The organism is Rickettsia asiatica (assembly GCF_007989425.1).
Lineage (GTDB): Bacteria > Pseudomonadota > Alphaproteobacteria > Rickettsiales > Rickettsiaceae > Rickettsia > Rickettsia helvetica.
In genome coordinates this window covers 1,303,264-1,326,069 of sequence record NZ_AP019563.1, presented here as the reverse complement: position 1 = coordinate 1,326,069, position 22,806 = coordinate 1,303,264, and the positions used below count along the sequence as shown (strand labels likewise).

Genomic DNA, 22,806 nt, shown 5'->3' with positions numbered 1-22,806 from the left:
GCTTGACCGCGGGATCCAGTAAAAAACACTAGTGTTTTTTATTGTTTTTATGGATCCCGCGGTCAAGCCGTGGGATGACAATAGTAAGAATTAAATCCCCAACCTTTCTTATTATATTATTTGCAAAGATTCGATAAATTAATTTACCTATCATTATTGTTATAAATGCAATAGCAATGCCGTAGATTATATCACTTGGGTAATGCATGGCAAGGCTTATGCGAGATAAAGACACGAGCATAATAACACAAATCATTAAGATTTTTAATGGTAATTTTATATAATTCCAGGCAAAATACGTTACCAAAACGCTAAGAGCCGCATGGCTGCTTGGAAAGCTTGAAAAGCATCTTTCGTTTGCAGTATTTATTACGGTCATGAAACTATCCACAGGAAGATTGCAATAAGGGCGAGGGAAATTAACTGAAAATTTAAGAGCGGTAAAAATTAAACCGAATACCCCGTATATTATACCGATTTCAACTAACTTATTATAACCGTGCCAAAATTTATTTTGCCGCTTCTTATCATTTTTGGTTTTCTTTAATTGAATATAAAAATATATACAGTATAAAATATATATTAAGGCGAAATTAGCGATATTAAAACAAAACGAAATTATTTTTAAAAAATAAGGTATAAAGCCGATATTAGTAATTTTATTCAAAAATAAGAATATTTCTTGATTTAAGCCGCAAAAATTATAAAAAACTTCAAACATCATTGTAAATATTTATGTTACAAGTAACAATACTTGGGTGTGGAGCATCTATAGGCGTACCGGTGATCGGGTGCGATTGCAGTACTTGCACATCTCCTTCAAAGTACAATAAAAGGACTAGATCAGCAATATATATTAACGATGAAAATAGTCAAATATTAGTTGATTTCGGTTTTGATATTAGAAATCAACTATTACGAGAAAAGATAAATAAGCTCGATTGTGCTATATTAACACATTATCATTCCGATCACGTTAACGGCATCGATGATTTACGGGTATTTACTTTTATGCAAGATAAGCCATTCGAAATCTATACGGATCACGATAGTACGGCAAAGCTCCATACAAAATTTGATTATCTATTTAATAATAAATTATTTAAGCTTGGGCGACTGCTCACAACTCAATCTGTTAGTTTTTTTGATAAGATTAACATTAATACTATCGAAATCCAATTTTTTAGACAGCATCACGGTCCTATAGATAGCTTGGGCTTACGTATAGGTGATTTTGTTTATTCGCCCGATGTAATCGATTTTCCGCCTGAATCAGAAAAATTTTTAAAAGATATAAAAATATGGATATTAGATTGTATGGATTATAAATCAAATCCGAATCATGCAGGGCTTAATAAAGTTCTAGAATGGCGTGAAAAATATAAACCTGAGCAGATATTATTAACCAATATGAGACACACAATAGATTATCATGAGATTACGAAAATACTTCCAAGTAACGTTAAGCCGCTTTATGACGGTTATAAATTTACGGTTTAGTTTATGATTATTTTAGAAAAAGTTTGTAAGCGTTACGGCAAGAATTACGCAATTAAGAATATTGATTTAAGTTTTACTACCAAGGAAATTACTGTAATAATCGGTCCTTCGGGAAGTGGTAAAACTACTCTGCTTAGAATTTTAAATAATTTAGAAGAACCAAGTAGTGGTACTTTTTTGGTAGACGGGAAGAAGCTATTACCTAAAGATAGGAGAAAGCTTCGTTTAAAAGTCGGTATGGTTTTTCAAAATTTTAATCTCTTTCCGCATTTAACAGTAGGAGAAAACCTAATCTATACGCCGGTAAATGTTTTAAATTTGCCAAAAGAACAAGCAATTTCTATGGCAAAGGAATTACTTGCAAAATTTAAGCTAACGCAAAAATTTGACTCATATCCGGCGAGCCTATCAGGAGGGCAAAAGCAGCGTATAGCAATAGCAAGGGCTTTAATGATGAAGCCGGAAATTTTGTTATTCGATGAACCGACTTCGGCACTCGATCCTGAAAATATTAAAGATGTTATAGAGAATATAAATTTATTAAAAGATCAAATGAGCATGGTAGTAGTCACGCATCATTTGAAATTTGCAAAATTAATAGCAGATCGTATTATTTTTATGGATCAAGGGCAGATTTTAGCAAATCAGCCTGCCGAGGATTTTTTTAATAAACCGGCATCGCATCGAGCTAGGTTGTTTTTAGAGAATATCGGCGATTTAATGTGATTTTCTTGATAAAGATAAAATTATAGCCTATAATTAGTATTAATTATAGGCATACTCGATGAACTTGAAAAATTGGCTACGTCGTCTAATAAGTTCTGCGGTACATACGTATTAAGTCACTCCGCTCCTCGCCTTACAGACTCCTTGCTCTTTTCCAAGTTGATCTTCGTATAACTTTCTTCGTTTACTTGGAGTCTAATAATGGAACATATTTATGCAAATCTAACAGTTAGTATCTCAGAATTTAAAAAAAGCCCTACTGCATTATTAGATAAAGCAAGCGGTGAACCTATTGCTTTATTAAATCATAATAAACCGACTGCTTATTTAACTTCTTAGTATCATACCTGTAAATGAAAATAATATCACCATATGAATAAAAAACTTATCCTATTTTTTAGTATAATGTTACTATTGTCACATCGTACAGTTTTGGCATAGACACGAGTAGAATGACCGCAAAAACTAAAAAGTTTTATTAAAAAGCTTGAATTGCAAAAAGACGAATTACAAGGAGGAGCAATTGCAATTTTATACAAAGGTGAAGTTATTTATAAAACAACGTTTGGAAATCAGAAAGGTAATAGTGGAGTTATTACGGATAAAACTTTATTTCCGTTAGCATCGGTTTCAAAAGCTGTTTCAGCAACGGCAATTGCATTAATGGTAGATCAAGGAAGTTTAGATTTTGACGAAAAATTCAAATTACCATACTTAAAAAATGCTATTAGTCTTAATAATATTTTAAGCCATACAACAGGTTATCAATTCTCAGGAAATATTGAAATTGAGCAAGGAATGAGTCGCTCAAAGCTTTTAACGCTGCTAAAAAAACAACAAGCTAGTTGTAAACCCGGGCAATGTTATAAGTATAGTAATACTGTTTTTAGTTTGCTTGAAGAAGCTTTAAATTGTAAAAAATCAAGCTTAAATGTTGCATAGATAATTTGCGTACAACGCTTAAAACGCAAGATATACAAATATTACTGCTAGGGCTGAATGTACAACTTGCTTATCCGCATTCTAAAGCAATAATAGACGGACAAGAGGTAATAACATTGCTGCCGTTTCCGCCTTACTACCCAAAGACGGTACCGGCAGATGCAGGTATTTTTGCATCGATAGATGGAATGATTGAAATATTCAAACTTAGTTTTGGTTATAAACCGAATCTTATTTCTAAAAGTGCTTTAGATCGTATGTATAAAATAGTAAAATCAAACAAAGATGTTTTTGGATTTAAATGGCAACCGGTTTGGCCTATTGATCAAAAAATGATCAGTCATATTATGCTCTTGGATGGCGTATTCTTAAAGTAAAAGGATGCTCAAATAAGGATTTAATTTTTCACTCAGGATATATTAACGGTATTAATGCTTTTATTGGCTTTATACCGTCAGAAGAACTTGGAATTATTATTCTAGTGAACCAAGAAGGTAGTTTTCCACTTAAAAATGGGCTGGGACTTTGGTTTGATTATATAGATTAAAATTATATACTCAGATAGAACTTCGTATACCTATTCTTTATTTACTTGTAGTATATTATATGAATAAAAAACTCATAAAACTTATTTTTATCGTTTGCAGCACCGTAATTGTAACCGGTTTATTATACAAATATATCAATCAACATTATCCAAAATTTTTTAAAGAACCACAAAATATAGGGAGTTTTTGTGCATCGTTATTAATATTATTTAGTATAATTTACAGTACTATTAGCCAAAATGAAATACGCAAATTTTGGTTGCAATTAGCAAGTTGGGCAGCAATTTTCTTAGTTATAATAACCGGTTATGCTTTTAGGTTTGAGCTGAACTACGCTTATCATAGAGTAATGTCTGCTTTAATTCCATCATATAAATGGTCTACTGAAGTTGGAGAAATTATTATAGCCCGTAGCGGAGACGGGCATTTTTATATCAATGCTTTTGTAAATAACGTTAAAATAAAATTTATGGTAGATACCGGTGCAAGTGATATAGCTTTGACTAAAGAGGATGCCCAAAAATTAGGCTTTGACTTAACTAAATTAAAATATACTAGAACTTATCTAACAGCTAACGGCGAAAATAAAGCCGCCCCTATAACCTTAAATAGTGTAGTAATCGGTACGGAATTTAAGAACATCAAAGGACATGTAGGTCTTGGTGACCTTGATATTTCACTGCTTGGTATGTCGCTACTTGAGCGTTTCAAAGGTTTCAGGATTGATAAGGATTTATTGATCTTGAATTATTAGATAATATTTTTCAAAGAAGTTTACAGAACTTAAAAGGTTTTGTTGGATGACTCTTATGTCATTCTTGCGGAAGCGAAGCATTATTGCATGGCTCGATGTCATTCCCGCGTAGGCGGGAATGACATAAGAGTCGTGTTAGAATGGCATTTTGAAACCCGGCGGTAAGCTCATACCGTTTAAAGCTCCTGATAAAGAATTTTGAGAATCTTCTTCGCATTTTTGTTTAGCATCGTTAAAGGCAACTTTAATTAAATCTTCAAGCATTTCTTTTTCCTCTGCTTTTAATAAAGATTCATCAATTGAAATCTTTTCAATTTCGCCTTTACCAGTGATAATAATTTCAACAAGCCCACCGCCGGTTTTACCGATATATCTTGCATTTGCCATTTGCTCTTGGGCTTCTTGCATTTTCTTTTGCATTGATTGGGCTTGCTTTAAAAACTGATTAAAATTTACCATAATTTGATCCTATATATTTTTTAGCTTTTAAGTAAAATATCCGAAATTGTTATATTTGGGAAATGTTTTTTAATTAAACCAAAATCGTTACTTGCTTCAATTTTACCGATTAACTGATTCTTTAAGGTTTGCTTGTTCTGTTCTTTTATTATTACTATCTCAAACTTTTCTTTAGTAAAAGCAGCTAACAAATCTTCTATTTGTTTTTTTATTTTGCTTGTAACTTCAAGACTGAGGAACTCTAATTTATTATCGGTAAAATTTTTAAGTTCCGTATGATTGAGCAGGAAGTAATATATATATATCTCATTATTTTTATATAGATATTCAAGAAAATCTACAATTTCAAATTTTTTTTTTCCGGATCAATTGATTGATTTAAATTTTGATTATTACCGTCAAAATCTGCAAGCAAGGGTAGCGACGTCGAATATATAGATTTTATAACTAACATTTCCGTTTCTATTAGTTGGTTATAGGAAATTTTTATTTCCCCTACTCCCTTATTATATATTTGCCATAAGATTGATAAGTGCGGCAAGCTGATTTTATCTAATATGCTTTTAGTTCTATCATTAAATGATTCATATATAGGCAAACTATAATTAGGTAACATTTTTACTTTATTAAGATAAGCAATAAAATCTGCTACCGATTCTATAAAAATCTCAAGATTAACCGAAAAACCGTAAAGTTTATTTATTAAATTTATAGCTTTTTCCGTCCCTCTATGGATAATACATTCGACAAATTCTATTATAACCGAACTATCGACAAGCCCAAGCATTTGATTAATTACTTGAGGATTAATTATATTATCGGATTTTGCCGACATACTAGCTGCTTGATCTAAAATAGATACTGCATCACGTGCTGACCCTTCCGATTTGTAAGCTATAATTCTTAGTGCTTCTATATCGGTTTTTAAATTTTCTTGCTTGGTTATATATTCAAGTAGCTTAAAAATCTCTTCAAAACTCAACCGCCTTAAATCATAACGTTGACATCTTGAGATAATAGTTGCAGGTATCTTTTGTACTTCCGTTGTTGCAAAAATAAATATTATGTGAGGCGGTGGTTCTTCCAGTGTCTTAAGAAGTGCGTTAAATGCTCCTTTAGAGAGCATATGCACTTCATCAATGATGAAGATTTTATGTTTGCCTTGTAGAGGTTTATACTCGGCGGATTCTATAATTCTACGTATATCATCTACGCTAGTTTTACTTGCCGCGTCAATTTCGATTATATCGGGGTGATTATGATTATTAAAGCTGATACAATTTGTACATTCTTCACATGTTTTAATAGTCGTATTTTCAGTAATTAAAGCAGAACAATTTACGGCTTTGGCAATAATTCGGGCCGAGGTAGTTTTACCGACTCCTCTAATACCTGTTAAAAGATAGCCTCCGGCGAGCCTATCGTTTAAAATAGTATAGCTTAAAACTTTGACTAATACCTCTTGCCCCTGAAGCTCGGCAAAGTTACTAGGACGATATTTCCTTGCAAAAGGAATATACTGATTAGATGAATTTATATCGGTCACGATTTAAATTTTAGAAATTTTTTAAAAAGACGAGAAGTAAATGCTAGTAATGACCCACCGAATCCTACTCCGGCTGCTTCCTTTCAGACCTGACCGACTAAACAGGTACAATGCCCACTACTAGCATAATTAACATAACCTGTTTATTTTCAAGAAACAATATATTTTTTTTCTATTTCCGATTTTGTTAACCTTTCAGGCGGACCGAATATTTCAGGATTTTTTAATTTAAACAAATCATCGGAAAATTTTTGTACTTTAGCTATTTTATCAAAAGTAATAGTGACTATATTATTATCTTCAAATATTTTTAATGTTTCAATTTGTTTAGTAGCTTTATTAAAAGTAATTTCGCTACGTTTTTCCGTTAGAGTATGATAGATAGTAATTTTAAAAATATTTCTTTCATTAATTACCGATTCAAAAACAAAATCCTTGTCAAAATGCTCATTATCTTCTAATAAAAAATTAAATGTATTTTCACTTCTATTAATACGGCTTACTTGTTCCATATCATAATCATACATCGATACGAAATTTTTAGTACCTATTATGACTAAAGGGAAAGGTGGATAATAATTACATCTAAAATTATAAGGTTTGTGGATCAGTAATTTTCCTTTAACTATTTTACCGTATGAATCTTCTTGAGTAAAATCTATCGCAACCGATTTTATCGTACGTAAATAAGTTTTTAGCTCTGAAATAGCTGTTTTATCACCTGCCCCAAATGCTAAGCTTGAATTCACAAAAAGATAAATAATGATTAGAAAAAATATTTTTTTCATTTTCGTTGTTTTATATTTTAAATTATGTTTAAAATACCTTATATATTCAGTTAATGCAAAATATAATTAGTATTTATGAAAATCGTTGCTTTAAAAGAAAAAGCCAAACATGAAACACGAGCTGCTATAACGCCTGAAGTAGCAGGATTGTTAGTCAAAAAAGGCTATGCGGTTACGGTAGAAAAAGATATAGGGCTTCATGCCGGTTTTCTTGATGAAGAATATGTTGCTCTAGGGGCTAAGATATCTTCAGTACCGCTCGAAATCATTTCCGATGCCGATATTATATTAAAGGTGCAACCTTCATCCGTTACGGATAAATATAGTGAGCTTGAATTTGCAAAAAAAGGAGCAATTATTGTAGGATTATTATCGCCTTATTTAAATCATGAATATATAAAAGCGGCAGCTAAAAAAAACCTTACGACTTTTGCTATGGAGTTTGTGCCGAGAATTACTAAAGCTCAAAATATGGACGCTTTATCTTCTCAAAGTAACTTAGTTGGTTATAGAGCGGTAATTGAAGCAAGCTATCATTACACAAGAGCTTTTCCTATGATGATGACGGCAGCAGGGACGATTTCACCATGTAAAACTTTGGTGCTTGGTATCGGCGTTGCGGGTCTTCAAGCTATTGCAACGGCAAAAAGGCTTGGTAGCATTGTTGCAGGATATGATGTAAGAGCTGCTACTAAAGAGCAGGTGGAAAGCTTAGGAGCTAAATTTGTCTCACTGGAACTACAAGAAGATCTACAAGATAAATCAGTCTATGCTCACGAGAGTTCAGAAGATTACAAAACTAAACAAGAAGAGTTTTTAGCAAAAATTATTAAAGGATATGATATAGTTATTACTACTGCACAAATTCCGGGAAAAAAAGCACCTCTGCTTGTTACGGAAAAAATGCTAGAATCTATGAAGCACGGCTCAGTGATTGTTGATATAGCGACCTCTACAGGGGGGAATGTTGAGGGTTCAGAACCGGATAAGATCGTTACTAAGCACGGAGTTACCATAATAGGCTTCTCAAATCTTGCTACTAAAATTGCTACCGACAGCTCAAAATTATATGCTAAAAATTTGTATAATTTTCTAAGCTATGCTTTGCAAGACGGTAAGTTTAATATGGATGATGAATTAGTACGTGATATGTTGATTACTAAAGACGGAAAAATTGTGAGCGAGAAAATCAAGTGACTATGTGTCTATCGTCATTGCGAGCGACTGTAAGGAGCGTAGCAATCCAGAAAAAATAATAAAAAAATTCTGATTTACAGAATTTTTTACTGGATTGCTACGTTAATTACTTACGTAATTTTCTCGCAATGACAAAGAAAATAATAACTAAGAGAAGAAATATGAATCAATTACCGATAATAGCGAAGCAGGCTGCTGAAATTGCCCATAATACCCAAGAATTATCAGACAAGTTAAAAGATTTGGTAATAGATACTAGTTGGCAAACGAACACAAGTACTATAGACCAGCTAGTATTTGCTATAACAATCTTCGTATTAGCTTCTTTTGTTGGCTATTATGTTGTGTGGAAAGTAACGCCCGCACTCCATACTCCGCTTATGTCAATCACTAACGCTATTTCAGGCATTATAGTCCTTAGTTCTATAATTGCTGCAAGCAGCTCTGCTTTTGGATTTTCCGGTCTACTAGGGTATTTTGCAACGCTGCTTGCTTCTATAAATATCTTCGGCGGATTTATAGTAACAAAAAGAATGCTTGAGATGTTTAAGAAAAAATAAATACAGTATAATAGAATCTGTTGGCTTGACTTGTATAAATAATATAATAAGCTGCTACTCTTCCATCTATCCTACTATATCACTTATGCATACAACATTGCTATGGTATTAGCTTAGCTTTCTTTATAGTAATAAGAAAAAGTTAAGCTAAAGCTCTAGTTCTTTATATTCAACGGTAACTACTTCGTATGATTTTGATCCTTTCGGTGTTGTAACTTCTGCAAAATCACCTACAGATTTTCCAATCAAAGCTTTTGCTATAGGAGAAGCGATTGAAACTCTTTTTCTAGTTATATCGGCTTCATATTCTCCTACAATAATATATGTTACTTCTTCTTCAGTATCGTCGTCGATCAAAGTAACCGTAGCCCCGAATTTTATGTTATCTCCCGATAATTTACCAATATCAATAATTTCCGCTCTTGCCGTCATATCTTCAAGCTCTTTAATACGCCCTTCTATAAATGCTTGTTTCTCACGTGCTGCTTCATATTCCGCATTCTCGGATAAATCGCCGTGTTCTCGTGCCTCTGCTATATCTTCACTAATTTTTTTACGCTCTACATGTTTTAAATGTTTAAGCTCGTGTTCTAATTTTTCAAAACCTTTAGTGGTGATAGGAAATTTTGTATTCATAATTATATTGTATAGATTTAGTAATTTTAGTATACTATTTTCAATAATATAGATTTCAGCAAGTATATTTGTAATAGTTAAATTTGTCAAATAAGCCTTTTTAATTATTTGGCATTGCCTAAATATCGTCATTGCGAGGAAATTATGTTAGTAATTGACAAAGCAATCCAGTAAAAATTCTGATTTACAGAATTTTATTATTATTTTTTCTGGATTGCCACGCTCCTTTTAGTCGCTCGCAATGACGTAGGCATTATTTTTCACATATCTAAAGACATATTAATGATTCTATGAAAATTAAAGATTTTGACTTTGAGAAAAAGCGTAAAATTTTCCACCTATCAGCTATAATATTTCCGCTGCTTTATTTATTTATTCCAAGAACTGCTATTACTTTATTATTATTTATAATAACAGCTATTACATTATATTTAGATGTATCACGTCATAATAATGCAAAAATTAGCAAATTTGTAACTAGATTTTTTTCAAAAGTTATAAGGCTCGAAGAAAATAACGGCTCTTTTGCTTTAAGCGGTATTAGCTTTATGATGCTCGGTTTTTTCTTAACTGCTCTTCTTTTTCCTAAAAATTTAGTGATTTGTTCGTGGTTGATTTTAATTATTTCAGATTGTTTAGCAGCTTTTGTCGGCGTTAAAATAGGAAATAGTTTAAGTAACGGTAAATCTATAGCAGGTTCTATTACCTTTTTAGCTTCTGCAATTTTTATAAGTATATTAGTGTATTTCTATTTAGGGTACAATACGAGTTTTATTATTATCATTATAAGTTGCATAGGGGCTACGGTAGCTGAATTTTATTCAAAAGATTTAAGAATTAATGATAATTTGTCTATACCGCTTTCTTATTGTCTTGCTACAGCTATTCTTTCTTATATACTATAAAATATGAGAGTTACACCGGAATTTTATGAGTTCTTAAGAAACCGTATTAACATATCTGATGTAATACGGCAAAAAGTAGCTTTAACTAGAAAATCCGGTAACTATGTAGGTTTATGTCCTTTCCATCAAGAAAAGACCCCATCTTTTACAGTTAGTGATAGTAAGAGATTTTTCTATTGTTTTGGCTGTAAAGCAGCCGGTGACGTTATAAAATTTACTTCTAATATTAGCGGTCTATCCTATAATGAGTCTGCTATAAAGCTTGCAACCGATTACGGTATAGAGATACTGAAATTAACTGTGAAACAGAAAGAATTTTATGAAGAATCCGATGAAATTCTAAATATTTTAGAACTCGCCAATAAATTTTTCAGGACACAATTAACACCTGAAATATTAAATTATCTACACCGAAGAAATATTACCGAGACAACAATAAAAGAATTTTCCATAGGCTTTGCACCGAAGAATAATAAATTTGAAAAGTTTTGTCATGATAAGAATATAGATATTACAAAACTCGGTAAAGCTGGCTTAATCGGCAGGCGAGAAAACGGTGAAATATATAATTTATTTTCTAACCGTATTACCATTCCAATTAGAAATATTTACAATAAAATTGTAGGCTTTGGCGGTAGAGTACTAGGGGCAGGGCTGCCTAAATACTTAAATTCACCTGAAACTACAGTATTTCAAAAAAGTGAAACTCTATACGGTGAGCATAAAGCGATAAGCAGTAGCTATAAAAAAAATCACTCGATTTTAGTAGAAGGTTATTTTGATGTTATAGCACTACATCAAGCAGGTTTTAGTGAAGCAGTTGCAAGCCTTGGTACTAGCGTTACCGAGAATCACTTACATAAATTATGGCGTGCCGGCGATGAAATTATATTATGTCTTGACGGAGATAATGCAGGCATAAAAGCTAGCATAAGAACTATTAATCTAGCATTACCGCTTATTAATAGTGAAAAGAAAATTTCTTTTATTAGGTTACCAAGCGGACTTGATCCCGACGATGCAGTAAATAAAAACGGTGCTGATTTTTTTGCAAAGCTTATAGATAAAAGAATAAGCCTATCAGAAATGATTTGGCATATTGAGTATAGCGGCAAGAGTTTTAAAACTGCGGAAGAAAAAGCTAATTTAGAAAAAAATTTAAAAAATTATTGCAGCAAAATATCGGATAGTGATTTAAGAGCAAGTTATTACAGGTTTTTTAAAGATCAAATATGGCAAAATTTAGTCATAAAGCAGAAGAAAGCTACAACTAAAAGCTCAAATTTAACTCCTATAGTTTCAAGTCACGGCTATTCAGAGCTTGAAATACTAGAACACGCTTTTTGTGCTTTGTTGGTTAAATTTCCTACAATACTTGAAGAAAAAGATATTAAAGATTTCATCCTAAATTTAAATTTTAATAATAAATCGCTTGAAGAATTCCGTAATTGGTATTTAAACGAGATTATAGATAATAACGTAGAAGCAAGTGAAATTACTGCAATTGTGGAAAAAACTAGCTTTTTAGATATTTTTTTATTATTATCAAAAACGGATAATTTGTTTTTAGATATCTCATTTAATAAAAATAATATCAGACTGGATTTATTATGGCAGTGGTTACATAAGAAATATTATCTAATAAATTTACAACAAGAATACGCATGTACCATAAACAGTACTGATAATCACGACTTTGAAAAAGTTTTACTATATAAAAAAGAAATTCTGAAGATTGCAAATGAACTTCAAATTTTAAACGAATCTTTTATTAATCACACGATAACTTAATTATTTCAAACTTCTTTTAAAAGAAAAAAGCATATAGGTATTTAATGAGCAATAGCAATATAGACAATGATCTAGATAAAATAGATAGTTTACTTAAAAAAGCTAAATCTAAAAAGATACCGGTCACTTATGATGATATAAACAAAGCTCTTCCTCTTAATAAAAATCCTTCAATAAGACAATTAGAGGAAGCTATATTAAAATTTTCCGATGCGGGAGTAGATATTTTAGAATCTAACGAAGATGATGAAATTAAGCTTGATATCGGAATGGATGAAGAATTTAAGCTATCTACTAATGTTGATAATGAATCTGAGGATGAGGTAGAAGAAGAAAATATAGGTACTACCGATGATCCTGTAAGATTATATCTTAAGGATATGGGGGGAGTCGATCTTTTAACTCGTGAAAACGAAGTAGAAATAGCAAAAAGGATTGAGGAAGGACGTAAAACAATGACTGCTTCCTTATGCAGAAGCCCTATTGCTATGCGTTGTTTTATAGTATGGTATGAAGATTTAGTTAATGAAAAAATGTTACTACGTGATCTGATAGATTTAGAAGCTAACATGTTACATGACGAAACACCCGAAAATGATGAAGAACATAGTAGTGATACCGAAGGAGAAGAGCATGAGGATAATCACTTATCTATGTCTAGAGTAGAAACGCAGATATTACCTAATATTATAGAGCGTATGAAAAAGATTTCTTTTATCTGCGAAGAGCTACTCATTGAAGCTAAAAAATGTTATGAGAAATCTTTTGAGCCGAAGGTTTTACAAAATAGCAAAAAATATAATAATAATTTGGAATTATTAATAAATGAAGTTTCGGAAATACATTTTAATTCTAAAAGAACAGAAGAAATTTTAGGTAAGATGTATGGAATAAATCGTGATTTAATTAATAAAGAAACAGCTTTTTTAAAACTTGCCGAAAAGTACGGAGTAACTCGCCAAAATTTCCTTGATGAATATATAGGATCGGTTATCAATGCAGCATGGAAAGAAAAAATGCTGAAAAATAAAAAAGTCGCTTGGAAAGAATTAATTACTAAAGAATCGGATTATATAGATCAAATGATTGCCGAGTTATCAGTTATAGAATCTAATACCGGTCTTTTAGTTAATGATTTTAAAAAACTAGTGAATACTATACAAAAAAGTGAGAGACAAACACTGCAAGCAAAAAAAGATATGATAGAAGCGAATTTACGTTTAGTTATATCTATCGCTAAAAAATACGCTAATAGGGGATTGCAGTTTTTAGATTTAATTCAAGAAGGTAATATAGGACTTATGAAAGCGGTGGATAAATTTGAATATCGCCGTGGCTATAAATTCTCTACCTATGCTACTTGGTGGATTAGACAAGCTATAACAAGAGCTATTGCAGATCAAGCAAGGACTATACGTATTCCTGTGCATATGATTGAAACAATTAATAAGATACTGCGTACTTCAAGACAAATGCTTAATGAACTCGGCTATGAACCGACAGCAACGGAAATCGCTAACCGTCTTTCAATGCCGCTTGATAAAGTGCGTAAAGTCATGAAAATAGCTAAAGAACCTATAAGTCTTGAGAATCCCGTAGGTGATGATAGTGACGGCGGTCAATTAGGCGATTTTATCGAAGATAAGAATGCAGTAGCACCGATTGATGCGGCAATTCAGTCAAATTTACGAGAAGTTACCACTAGAGTACTTGCAACCCTTACGCCTCGTGAAGAGAGAGTGCTTAGAATGCGTTTCGGTATAGGTATGAATACTGACCATACATTAGAAGAAGTAGGGCAGCAATTTAAAGTAACTAGAGAACGTATAAGACAAATCGAGTCAAAAGCTTTAAGAAAGTTACAACATCCTATTAGATCCAAAAAACTTAATAGCTTTAGAAGCGGAGGAAAGCACGGTGACGGTAATCCATCGGATTTACTAGAAGCGTGATAACACTTATATTGTCATACTGTGATTTGATCGCGGTATCTCAGGATACGGTCTGTTATATAAGATCCCGTGGTCAAGCCACGGGATGACAATTGTAAAATCCAATCCCTTTATGTATCGATATAAGATCACCATTGAATATTTAGGTACAGATCTTGCAGGTTGGCAAAGACAAGCAGGAGTAATATCGGTACAGCAGATATTAGAAGAAGCGATTTATAAATTTTCCGGTGAACAGGTAATATTATTTGGGTCAGGAAGAACAGATGCCGGTGTTCATGCTATAGGTCAAGTAGCACATTTTGATCTTTCAAAATATTTAGAACCTCACAAAATTATTACAGCAATTAACTATTTTGCAAGACCTTATGCAGTAGGGGTATGGAACTGTGAAATGGTTCTAAATAATTTTCATGCAAGATTTTCAGCTACCTCCCGTCATTATATATATAGAATTATTAATAGACCTTATCCATCCGTAATTGATTTAAATAGAGCATGGTGGATTAGTTCACCTTTAGATGTTCTAGCTATGCAAAAAGCTGCCACTTATCTATTAGGCAAACATGATTTTACTTCATTTAGGGCTAGCTCATGTCAATCAAAATCACCGATTAAAACTTTAACTGAACTTAATATTATTAAAGAAAACGAAGAAATAAAATTATATCTTTCAGCACCCTCGTTTTTACATCATATGGTACGTAATATTGTCGGTAGTTTAGTGCTTGTCAGGAAGAATGTTTGGCAAGCAGAATATATTAAAGAGGTTTTAGAGGCAAAAGATAGAAAAGCTGCCGGTCCTACTGCTCCCGCATCCGGACTTTATTTTGTGAAAGCAGAGTATTAACAACCATAAATTTCGTTATTACAATGCCCGCTCGTAATGACGTCCTAAATTAGTACACTACGACACTGTTAATAAACTATATAATTTTTCATGGATGTTAGTTAGCTTACCTATATCATTTCCTCCGGCTTGAGCAAGGCTTACTTGCCCGCCTCCGCCACTGCCACCTAAGAATAAAGAGAGTTCTTTTGCAATTATACCTGCATTGTATTTGTCTGTTATAGCTTTACTCACCGCAACCGTAATAGATAATTTACCAATCCCCTCGGCAATATATACCACTATTAAATCTTCTACTTTTTTTGTTAAATTTTCGGCAGCCTGGCGTAATATTTTATTGTCTATATTTCCTACTTTTTTGTATAATAGTTTTATTCCTGTTATTTGTTCAGCTTGCTTTTCAATTTGCTCTATACTTAAATCTAAACTAGCTAAATGAGTTTTTTCTAACTCTTTCTCAAGTTCCTTGTTACGCTCTAAAATATTATTAACCTTAGTAATAAGCTCGTTTTTGTTAGTCTTTAAACTGCTTTCTACCAATTTAAGTAAATTATCTTTTTCTCTCATTAATTTAATTATGAATTCCCCGCAAACTGCTTCAATTCTGCGAACCCCTGCTGCTATAGCACTTTCACTTGTAATTTTAAAAGAGCCTATATCGCCGGTATGTCTGACATGCGTACCACCACATAATTCTAAAGAAGTCTCACCCATCTTAACTACTCTTACCTCAGAGTCGTATTTCTCGCCGAATAGTGCCATAGCTCCATGTTTAACTGCATCTTCAGTTGCCATTAATGTAGTATTTACCTCATGATTATCTCTAATAATCTCATTTACCTTATCTTCGATTAAAGTGATTTCTTCATTAGTCACAGCTTTAGAATGGCTAATATCAAAGCGTAAATAAGTCGGAGCGACTAACGAACCTTTTTGTGTAACATGTTTACCAAGTACCTCGTGCAGTACTGCATGTAATATATGCGTTGCCGAGTGGTGAATTCTTAAATTTTGTCTATATTTGATGTCTATACTAAAATTAGCATTCTCGCCTACGTTAATCTGCCCCTTTTTCAAAATACATTTGTGGACTATAATAGAGCCTAAATATTTTAAAGTATCTATTACTTCTACTTTAGAATCTTTTGCAAATATCGTCCCAATGTCACCCATCTGACCGCCGGACTCACCGTAAAAAGGTGTTTGGTTGCTGATCAACAAGAATTGTGTATCTGTTTCCTGAATATTATTAACTAAATTATTATCTTTAATTAATGCAATTATTTTACATTCTGCTTCATTAAGCGTATATCCTAAAAACTCCGTACTACCATGCTGCTCTTTGATATCAAACCATAGTTGATCTGTTTTTAACTCACCGGAGCCAAGCCAAGATTTTCTAGCACGTTTTTTTTGTGCAAGCATTTGCTCTTCAAACCCTTTGTGATCAATGGAAATATCACGGTTTTTTAGAATATCTTCGGTTAAATCAAGCGGAAATCCGTAAGTATCGTATAGTTTAAACGCTACTTCTCCTGATAATTCATTACCTTTTGTTAGCATTTCTGTTTCTTCGGTAAGAAGCTTTAGACCACGTTCTAATGTGGCTTTAAATCTAATTTCTTCTTGTTCTAAGATACTGCTTATAAAGCTTTCTGCTCTTTTAAGTTCAGGATAAACATTCCCCATTAAATCAACAAGTTTTGGCAGTAATTTATACATTAACGGCTCTTTGCTACCTAGCATATGAGCATGCCTCATGGATCTTCGCATAATGCGGCGAAGTACGTAACCACGCCCCTCATTTGAAGGGATAACGCCGTCAGCTATTAAAAAGCTACTTGCTCGTAAGTGGTCGGCAATAACTCGGTAAGAAAATTTAGCTTCTCCCTCTACTTTCACTTTTACTATATTTTCGGTAAAATTAATTATTTCCTGAAATAAATCTATATCATAATTGTTGTTAACATGCTGTAATACTGCCGTCATACGCTCAAGACCCATACCGGTATCGATTGATTTTTGCGGTAACTCTACTCTAGTATCTTTATCGATTTGTTCATATTGCATAAATACCATATTCCAAATCTCGATAAATCTGTCACCGTCTTCGTCCTTAGTGCCAGGTAGCCCGCCGTATATTTGTTCTCCGTGATCGTAAAAAATTTCAGAGCAAGGACCGCAAGGACCAGTATCACCCATTGACCAAAAATTATCGTTTGTTTTGATTTTTATTATGCGATCATCCCCAAAACCTGCTATTTTTTTCCAATAAGAAGCTGCTTCGTCATCGGTATGATAAATTGTTGCATAAAGTTTGTCTTTTGGGAGTTCAAATTCTTTAGTCAATAAATTCCAAGCGTAATATATGGCTTGTCCTTTAAAATAGTCACCGAATGAAAAATTACCTAGCATTTCAAAAAAGGTATGATGTCTTGCCGTATAACCCACATTCTCAAGGTCGTTATGCTTGCCGCCGGCTCTAAGAGATTTTTGACTAGTTACCGCTTTGTTATAAGGTCTTTTTTCTTGTCCGGTAAAAACATTTTTAAATTGTACCATTCCGGAATTAACAAACATTAAGCTAGGGTCATTGTGTGGAATTAACGAGCTAGCCGGTATATGTGTATGATTATTTGCTTTAAAGTAAGTTATAAATTTACTTCTAACTTCTTCAGTGGTAAATTTAGTCATGGTAAGATATATTATTTAATGTTATGTCATTCCCGTGTAGATCATTTTTCGTCATTGCGAGGAAATTATAAAATAATTGACGAAGCAATCCAGTTAAAAATCCTGATTTACAGGATTTTTATTATTTTTTATGGATTGCCACGCAGCCTACGGTTGCTCGCAATGACGACTTGGGTATCCACGCAGGCAATGCCACGCGGGGATGACATCGCGTATAGTAAAATACACTGAATTATGATTAAAATAAATTTATTTTCTTTCAAAAGAAAAAAAATCGTGGTGTTACTAGGTAATAAAGGTGTATTTCTTAGTACTTTTCTCGATAATAAATTATTAGATAAATTATTTATTCCTACTCAAGAACAGATAGACTTAAACCCTTATAAAAACTTTTTTAGTAAATTTCCAAAAAGCGATATTTATTTTTTACTTGATGGCAGCGAATGTAAAACACGGCACGATCAAATACCTATATTACAGTTAATAGTTAAACTTGATCCTATTGAACAATTTATCGAAGGTTATTTTAATAAAGAAGACATTATAGCACATTGTGTTTACGAAATTACTACTACACCAAGTGAAATTTGGTCGACTTTAATTATGTCGTGTCCATTTGAAACACCTTTAAGCGATATAATTTCATGCATTATAAATAAAAGATCGCTTGATTTAAAAGGAATTTACTTTTTAACGTTAGAGCTAAAAGTTATTATAAATAAAATAGTGCAGAATATAGAAAATGATAAATATAACGATTATTTTCAAATTTGTGTATATGCATCACAAGCTAGCGGTATAAAATTTATTATCAAACATAAAAATAATATAATAACAATTAGAAACCTTGAGTATCCATTTGATAAAACAACCGGCTATGTTCAAGGTATTATAGAACAAGAAATTAATGATTGCTTTATATTATTTAAAAACTATATAAGTAATCTTGATCAAAGAGCCTGTATAATTCTTATAGTAGATGAAGAGTTAAAATCTTTATTAGAATCAACAAATTTTGAAGATCGCCCTGTAATCTTTATACCGGTTGATAATATACTAAATAAGCAAACTCTAGAAAAAGAAAGATTTATAGATACGAATATTAGTAGGCTGTTTCTAGAATATAAGAGTTTTCCCGCTTATAATAATAATTTAAAATCAATAAAAAAACTAGTTACTATAAAGGATCTGACATTTAAATTATATAGTGCATTACTTATAATATTAATATTAGTGGTCGGTATTATCAAATATAATACACAACAGAATTACAAAGACATAAACTCTATTAATGAAAAATATTATGCAACAAATCAAGAATATGATAGTATCAAATATAAATATCCTTATATTAAAAATACTACTAGCCTAGCTGATTTATATGTAATAGAAAAATTACTAGAAGCACCGGTACCACTGCCGTTTGATTTACTTAAAAGGCTAATAATTACTTTAAATCCGGCTTTTAAATTAGAAGAAATTAAATGGGAATTAACAAATATAGATAATATTTTGTTAGTTTCTAAGAGACAATTAATAATCAAATTAATACTTAAATATCATACTAATAATCTATCGGTAGATGAATCTCTAAAGATGCTAGATGATCATATGCAAAACGTAAAAAATAAATTATCTAATTTGCAGATAGATTATGTTATATATAAGGATAAAATACTTGATAGATTCGGTAAGGTAGTAATTCCTTTATCGGTTAATATAGTTGACGATAAAACTTAATATACTCGATCAACTTCAAAAATTGGCGTCGTCGTTCTACAAGAGCTTCGGTTCTCACGTATTAAGATCCTCGCCTTGTGAACTCCTAGTTCTTTTTGAAGTTGATCTTCGTATATACTCTTCATTTTACTTCGGAGTATATCGATCCTAAACCGGCACTAATAACCCAAGGTAAAAATAATGTTTGAAAAATATATTATGTATTTAAAGAATCTTATATTCTTTCAATTTATTATATATTTCTTCTTTATTTCCTTAACTATTTGGATAATAAAAAATTTCCAGCAAGAATACAGTAAATCTATTCTTGATAAACAAGTTTCACAAGAAAATCTAACAGAAGAAGTTTTAAAGCTTTATTCTGTCATTAACTCTAAAGAAGAAATATTAGAATCTTACAAAAAATATGTAGATTTAAGCATGCCAAGTAGTGTGAGTTGCTTAAATTATCAAGAACTAATTCCTAAAATAAAAAGCTTAAGCAATAAATATGATTTAGTAGAACCTATAGATGTATCTATAAATTCAGTATTTTTTAAAAATAATGTTCAGGTGGTTGAAGGAGAAGGTGAATCGATTCATGTAAATAATTATAGCATAAATATAAAATATGCATGTGCAGATTTTTTGACTTTTCTAAAAATATTCTCTGAAATTTATTCTTATATGCCTCCTAATACTCTTATATCTTTTGTACGAGTACGTAATGAAGAAGTGTTAACGCCTAAGAATATCTATAAACTTTCAGTAAATCATGCTCCTAATCTTATTTATGCTAAATTAATATTATATATCAGAGAATTAGCCTCAAAATAAATTACTAAAATGAATAATGCGATAATACTTAATAACGTAAATACTAATTTATTTAAAAAAGATATTGTTAATAATTTTGTCAATAATCTTATGAAATCTACTTGCTCTACTATTGCAAATATGCTTGCTATAGATTATACGCTAAGGCTTAATTCTAAACCGGACGCTGAAAAATATATTAATAAATGTATTTCTAGACTCAAAAATTATTTAGGTATGCGGGTTATTAACGATGATAATTTTTCCGTAGCATTAGAGTTATTTGCAATAATGATTACTTCTGAAGACGAAAATGAGCAAAATAAGAATAATATTTTAGAGCAATCACAAGATATAATAGCAGAAAATCTTGTAGAAGTTTATTTTGGAGATGAAAAAATAAATAGTACCGAAAAAGAAAAAATTAAAAATATATTTAAAACTCTTTTAAAAGAGAAGAATTTTGACAAAATAATAAATTATGCGGAGTCTCACAAAAAATTATTTAAGGCTTCTGTAATGTATGCAATGAAGAAATATAATAATATTGATGAAGCAACCATCTATATAAAGAAAGAATTTAATAAAATATTAGAGAGGTCTTTAACATTTACACAAAAAAGTAATATATTTAAACAAGCAACTGGAAAAATCGCCGGTGCTGTTTGTGCTTTATTGGTCGGAGCAATTAGTGTTGCGACTGCGGGAGCAGCTTTTTCTATCATAGTTGTACCGGCATCAATTTTTGCCGTCAGATATGCACCTGAACTTGGTGAAAAAATTGGAGGATTAATTTTGAATAATGATAATGCAATAAAACTAGAACAAAGCAATATAGATAAGTTTATGAAAACATTACAAAATGATAAAGAAAGTCTTCTATCTCAGGAAAAAACAAAAAACATCAAACAAAATATTAAAGTTTCTCCTTCTCAAATAAATGCTAAATTAACTAAGAAAGTGGTTAATGAAAAACATAGATAGGGCATCGTCATTGCAAGCGACTGTAGGCGTTGTTGCATGGCCCGTTTTGTGTCATTCCCGCTTTTCCGCGGGAATGGGGAGACACTAAGAGCATTTTCCGAGCCATGCAACAAAGCCATAAAGCTATTTTTACTTGAGAATATAAAATATTACTCTTATTATCTTTTTTAAAATCAATAAAATAACTTAATGAGAAAAGTAGTAATATCCGGCATGATCGGCAACGCTTTAGAATAGGATTATGCATTATATGCTCAATTTGCTTATATTATAGGGCAGCATTTTTTTTCCGGATTCAGAAATGCAGGAGACTTTAACTTTTGCGGTATTTGCTGCAGGCTTTGTAGTACGAACGCTCGGCGGTATTATTTTCGGTAATATCGGTGATAGATTCGGTAGACGTACTGCTTTGGTAATGGGTATTATAACTATAGCAATACCGACTGCTGGGATAGGTCTCTTACCAAGTTATAAAAACTATTGGAATTGCCGCTCCTATTATTTTAACTATTATCAGACTCATACAAGGTTTTTCTTTAGGAGGGGAATTTAGCGGTTGTATTTCGTATATTGTAGAACATGCTTCGCTCGAACAGCGAGGACTTGTGGGGAGTAGCTAATTCGTTAGTATGTGCGGCGGTATGCTGCTTGGACTTGGTACAGCAGCCGGTTTTTCTTATTTTATGCCTGCCGATATGCTATTTGAATGGGGTTGGAGAATACCTTTTATTGCCGGTTTATTTATTAGCTCCGTAGGTTTGTATATTAGAAAAAACCTAGCAGAAAGTCCTATTTATAAAAAAGCTAAGGAAACAGGGCGTTTAGCACATTTTCCTTTACGCGAAACATTAACAAAATACCCAAAAGAACTAATTATCGCACTTGGTCTTTATATTACCGTAACTGCTCCTTTTTATACTTCTACGGTTTTTATCGGTAATTTTATGCAAACACTTGGTTATACTAATCAGCAAAGCACAATTGTTAGTAGTATAATATTAATCGTAATGATGATAGTATTTCCTATATCTGCGTATGTTTCGGATAAGGTGGGGCGGCGTCCTGTACTAATATGGGGGATTATCTTGTTAATTTTATCAGTCTATCCTATTTTTGTAGCCTTAGGATCGATGAATTTTACTTTAGCTATAAAATATCTCAAGTAATATTTACCGGAGTTATTAGCATTTATATGGGACCTATTCCAACGGTTTTAGTAGAGATATTTCCGACTAGCATAAGATTTACCGGTGTTGCACTTTCATACAACCTTGCTGCTGCTATATTTGGCGGTACTGCTCCAATGTTAGCAATGATATTAACGAAAGTTACCGGAGACAATTATGCTATTGCATATTATTTAATTGCACTTGCCTTGTTATCTTCTATAATCCTAAAATTCTATAAAGAGACATATAAAAAGAATCTAGTAAATTAAT

Annotated in this window: 19 protein-coding genes, 1 other RNA gene and 3 pseudogenes; 16 read left to right on the top strand and 7 right to left on the bottom strand. The window is 32.0% G+C overall.

The window, feature by feature from the left end; genetic code table 11:
* Positions 1-28: 28 nt before the first annotated feature.
* Positions 29-721: a phosphatase PAP2 family protein gene (locus tag RAS_RS07780; protein WP_147144151.1), complete on the bottom strand. Its 693-nt coding sequence runs from the start codon at positions 719-721 to the stop codon at positions 29-31.
* Between the two features lie 14 nt (positions 722-735).
* Between RAS_RS07780 and RAS_RS07775 the strand changes: the two genes are divergently transcribed.
* From RAS_RS07775 to RAS_RS07750, 6 genes and pseudogenes are all read left to right on the top strand, one after another.
* On the top strand, positions 736-1,500 hold the full coding sequence (locus RAS_RS07775) for an MBL fold metallo-hydrolase (RefSeq protein WP_147143777.1): 765 nt from the start codon (positions 736-738) through the stop codon (positions 1,498-1,500).
* A gap of 3 nt (positions 1,501-1,503) precedes the next feature.
* The gene (locus tag RAS_RS07770; protein ID WP_147143774.1) at positions 1,504-2,226 is read left to right on the top strand and encodes an amino acid ABC transporter ATP-binding protein; all 723 of its coding nucleotides are present in this window, start codon (positions 1,504-1,506) and stop codon (positions 2,224-2,226) included.
* 201 nt (positions 2,227-2,427) lie between these two features.
* Positions 2,428-2,556, top strand: a pseudogene (locus tag RAS_RS07765) (type II toxin-antitoxin system Phd/YefM family antitoxin); the annotation flags it as partial.
* A gap of 162 nt (positions 2,557-2,718) precedes the next feature.
* Positions 2,719-3,168 (top strand): serine hydrolase domain-containing protein, encoded by a 450-nt coding sequence (locus RAS_RS07760; RefSeq protein WP_172616165.1) that lies wholly within the window; start codon positions 2,719-2,721, stop codon positions 3,166-3,168.
* A 5-nt stretch (positions 3,169-3,173) separates the two neighbouring features.
* Positions 3,174-3,545 (top strand): hypothetical protein, encoded by a 372-nt coding sequence (locus tag RAS_RS07755; RefSeq protein ID WP_232049236.1) that lies wholly within the window; start codon positions 3,174-3,176, stop codon positions 3,543-3,545.
* 229 nt (positions 3,546-3,774) lie between these two features.
* Entirely contained in the window at positions 3,775-4,470 is a 696-nt protein-coding gene (locus RAS_RS07750) for a TIGR02281 family clan AA aspartic protease (protein WP_147143771.1), read from the top strand.
* A gap of 135 nt (positions 4,471-4,605) precedes the next feature.
* On the opposite strand, the gene RAS_RS07745 is transcribed toward RAS_RS07750, so the two are convergent.
* The 4 genes and pseudogenes from RAS_RS07745 to RAS_RS07730 form a co-directional block, all read right to left on the bottom strand.
* Positions 4,606-4,929, bottom strand: coding sequence for a YbaB/EbfC family nucleoid-associated protein (locus RAS_RS07745; RefSeq protein ID WP_147143768.1), 324 nt, complete (start codon positions 4,927-4,929; stop codon positions 4,606-4,608).
* Between the two features lie 20 nt (positions 4,930-4,949).
* Positions 4,950-6,475 (bottom strand): annotated as a pseudogene (gene dnaX / locus RAS_RS07740) (DNA polymerase III subunit gamma/tau).
* A 35-nt stretch (positions 6,476-6,510) separates the two neighbouring features.
* Positions 6,511-6,604: signal recognition particle sRNA small type (gene ffs, locus RAS_RS07735), an RNA gene on the bottom strand.
* A gap of 20 nt (positions 6,605-6,624) precedes the next feature.
* Positions 6,625-7,263, bottom strand: a complete 639-nt coding sequence (locus tag RAS_RS07730; protein ID WP_147143765.1) for an outer-membrane lipoprotein carrier protein LolA — start codon at positions 7,261-7,263, stop codon at positions 6,625-6,627.
* A gap of 75 nt (positions 7,264-7,338) precedes the next feature.
* Here RAS_RS07730 and RAS_RS07725 point away from each other — a divergent pair, with 75 nt between their 5' ends.
* Complete coding sequence (locus RAS_RS07725; protein WP_147143762.1) at positions 7,339-8,460, top strand: Re/Si-specific NAD(P)(+) transhydrogenase subunit alpha; 1,122 nt, start codon at positions 7,339-7,341, stop codon at positions 8,458-8,460.
* Positions 8,461-8,621: 161 nt separating this feature from the next.
* The gene (locus RAS_RS07720) at positions 8,622-9,020 is read left to right on the top strand and encodes an NAD(P) transhydrogenase subunit alpha part 2 (protein ID WP_010420895.1); all 399 of its coding nucleotides are present in this window, start codon (positions 8,622-8,624) and stop codon (positions 9,018-9,020) included.
* Between the two features lie 147 nt (positions 9,021-9,167).
* Here RAS_RS07720 and greA read toward each other — a convergent pair whose 3' ends face one another.
* Complete coding sequence (gene greA, locus RAS_RS07715; protein ID WP_029374728.1) at positions 9,168-9,656, bottom strand: transcription elongation factor GreA; 489 nt, start codon at positions 9,654-9,656, stop codon at positions 9,168-9,170.
* 290 nt (positions 9,657-9,946) lie between these two features.
* On the opposite strand from greA, the gene RAS_RS07710 reads away from it, so the two are divergent.
* The 4 genes from RAS_RS07710 to truA all read left to right on the top strand — a co-directional run bounded on the left by RAS_RS07710 (position 9,947) and on the right by truA (position 15,154).
* Positions 9,947-10,561 carry a diacylglycerol/polyprenol kinase family protein gene (locus RAS_RS07710; protein WP_147143759.1) on the top strand — a complete coding sequence of 205 codons (615 nt, stop codon included), beginning with the start codon at positions 9,947-9,949 and terminating at the stop codon, positions 10,559-10,561.
* A 3-nt stretch (positions 10,562-10,564) separates the two neighbouring features.
* A complete protein-coding gene (gene dnaG, locus RAS_RS07705; RefSeq protein ID WP_147143756.1) occupies positions 10,565-12,352 on the top strand; it encodes a DNA primase in 1,788 nt (595 codons plus the stop codon).
* 44 nt (positions 12,353-12,396) lie between these two features.
* Positions 12,397-14,304 (top strand): RNA polymerase sigma factor RpoD, encoded by a 1,908-nt coding sequence (gene rpoD, locus RAS_RS07700; protein WP_147143753.1) that lies wholly within the window; start codon positions 12,397-12,399, stop codon positions 14,302-14,304.
* A gap of 112 nt (positions 14,305-14,416) precedes the next feature.
* Positions 14,417-15,154: a tRNA pseudouridine(38-40) synthase TruA gene (truA, locus tag RAS_RS07695; protein ID WP_147143750.1), complete on the top strand. Its 738-nt coding sequence runs from the start codon at positions 14,417-14,419 to the stop codon at positions 15,152-15,154.
* A gap of 57 nt (positions 15,155-15,211) precedes the next feature.
* Here the strand turns inward: truA and alaS are convergent, their stop codons facing one another.
* Entirely contained in the window at positions 15,212-17,848 is a 2,637-nt protein-coding gene (gene alaS / locus RAS_RS07690; protein WP_147143748.1) for an alanine--tRNA ligase, read from the bottom strand.
* Between the two features lie 234 nt (positions 17,849-18,082).
* Between alaS and RAS_RS07685 the strand changes: the two genes are divergently transcribed.
* The 4 genes and pseudogenes from RAS_RS07685 (at position 18,083) to RAS_RS07670 (ending at position 22,805) form a co-directional block, all read left to right on the top strand.
* Positions 18,083-19,588, top strand: coding sequence for a hypothetical protein (locus tag RAS_RS07685; RefSeq protein WP_147143745.1), 1,506 nt, complete (start codon positions 18,083-18,085; stop codon positions 19,586-19,588).
* A 180-nt stretch (positions 19,589-19,768) separates the two neighbouring features.
* Positions 19,769-20,404 (top strand): hypothetical protein, encoded by a 636-nt coding sequence (locus RAS_RS07680; RefSeq protein WP_147143742.1) that lies wholly within the window; start codon positions 19,769-19,771, stop codon positions 20,402-20,404.
* 9 nt (positions 20,405-20,413) lie between these two features.
* Complete coding sequence (locus tag RAS_RS07675) at positions 20,414-21,367, top strand: RP853 family protein (protein ID WP_147143739.1); 954 nt, start codon at positions 20,414-20,416, stop codon at positions 21,365-21,367.
* Between the two features lie 267 nt (positions 21,368-21,634).
* Positions 21,635-22,805, top strand: a pseudogene (locus tag RAS_RS07670) (MFS transporter).
* The last annotated feature ends 1 nt before the right edge of the window (position 22,806 follow it).

What these genes read in the sequence shown, in the direction of transcription:
- RAS_RS07675 (WP_147143739.1), top strand. Translation starts at nt 20,414, where the DNA reads ATGAATAATGCGATAATACTTAATAACGTAAATACTAATTTATTTAAA.
- truA (WP_147143750.1), top strand. Translation starts at nt 14,417, where the DNA reads ATGTATCGATATAAGATCACCATTGAATATTTAGGTACAGATCTTGCA.
- RAS_RS07770 (WP_147143774.1), top strand. Translation starts at nt 1,504, where the DNA reads ATGATTATTTTAGAAAAAGTTTGTAAGCGTTACGGCAAGAATTACGCA.
- RAS_RS07780 (WP_147144151.1), bottom strand. Translation starts at nt 721, where the DNA reads ATGTTTGAAGTTTTTTATAATTTTTGCGGCTTAAATCAAGAAATATTC.
- RAS_RS07750 (WP_147143771.1), top strand. Translation starts at nt 3,775, where the DNA reads ATGAATAAAAAACTCATAAAACTTATTTTTATCGTTTGCAGCACCGTA.
- RAS_RS07745 (WP_147143768.1), bottom strand. Translation starts at nt 4,929, where the DNA reads ATGGTAAATTTTAATCAGTTTTTAAAGCAAGCCCAATCAATGCAAAAG.
- RAS_RS07730 (WP_147143765.1), bottom strand. Translation starts at nt 7,263, where the DNA reads ATGAAAAAAATATTTTTTCTAATCATTATTTATCTTTTTGTGAATTCA.
- RAS_RS07710 (WP_147143759.1), top strand. Translation starts at nt 9,947, where the DNA reads ATGAAAATTAAAGATTTTGACTTTGAGAAAAAGCGTAAAATTTTCCAC.
- dnaG (WP_147143756.1), top strand. Translation starts at nt 10,565, where the DNA reads ATGAGAGTTACACCGGAATTTTATGAGTTCTTAAGAAACCGTATTAAC.
- RAS_RS07685 (WP_147143745.1), top strand. Translation starts at nt 18,083, where the DNA reads ATGATTAAAATAAATTTATTTTCTTTCAAAAGAAAAAAAATCGTGGTG.
- RAS_RS07720 (WP_010420895.1), top strand. Translation starts at nt 8,622, where the DNA reads ATGAATCAATTACCGATAATAGCGAAGCAGGCTGCTGAAATTGCCCAT.
- RAS_RS07775 (WP_147143777.1), top strand. Translation starts at nt 736, where the DNA reads ATGTTACAAGTAACAATACTTGGGTGTGGAGCATCTATAGGCGTACCG.
- RAS_RS07680 (WP_147143742.1), top strand. Translation starts at nt 19,769, where the DNA reads ATGTTTGAAAAATATATTATGTATTTAAAGAATCTTATATTCTTTCAA.
- rpoD (WP_147143753.1), top strand. Translation starts at nt 12,397, where the DNA reads ATGAGCAATAGCAATATAGACAATGATCTAGATAAAATAGATAGTTTA.
- greA (WP_029374728.1), bottom strand. Translation starts at nt 9,656, where the DNA reads ATGAATACAAAATTTCCTATCACCACTAAAGGTTTTGAAAAATTAGAA.
- RAS_RS07725 (WP_147143762.1), top strand. Translation starts at nt 7,339, where the DNA reads ATGAAAATCGTTGCTTTAAAAGAAAAAGCCAAACATGAAACACGAGCT.
- alaS (WP_147143748.1), bottom strand. Translation starts at nt 17,848, where the DNA reads ATGACTAAATTTACCACTGAAGAAGTTAGAAGTAAATTTATAACTTAC.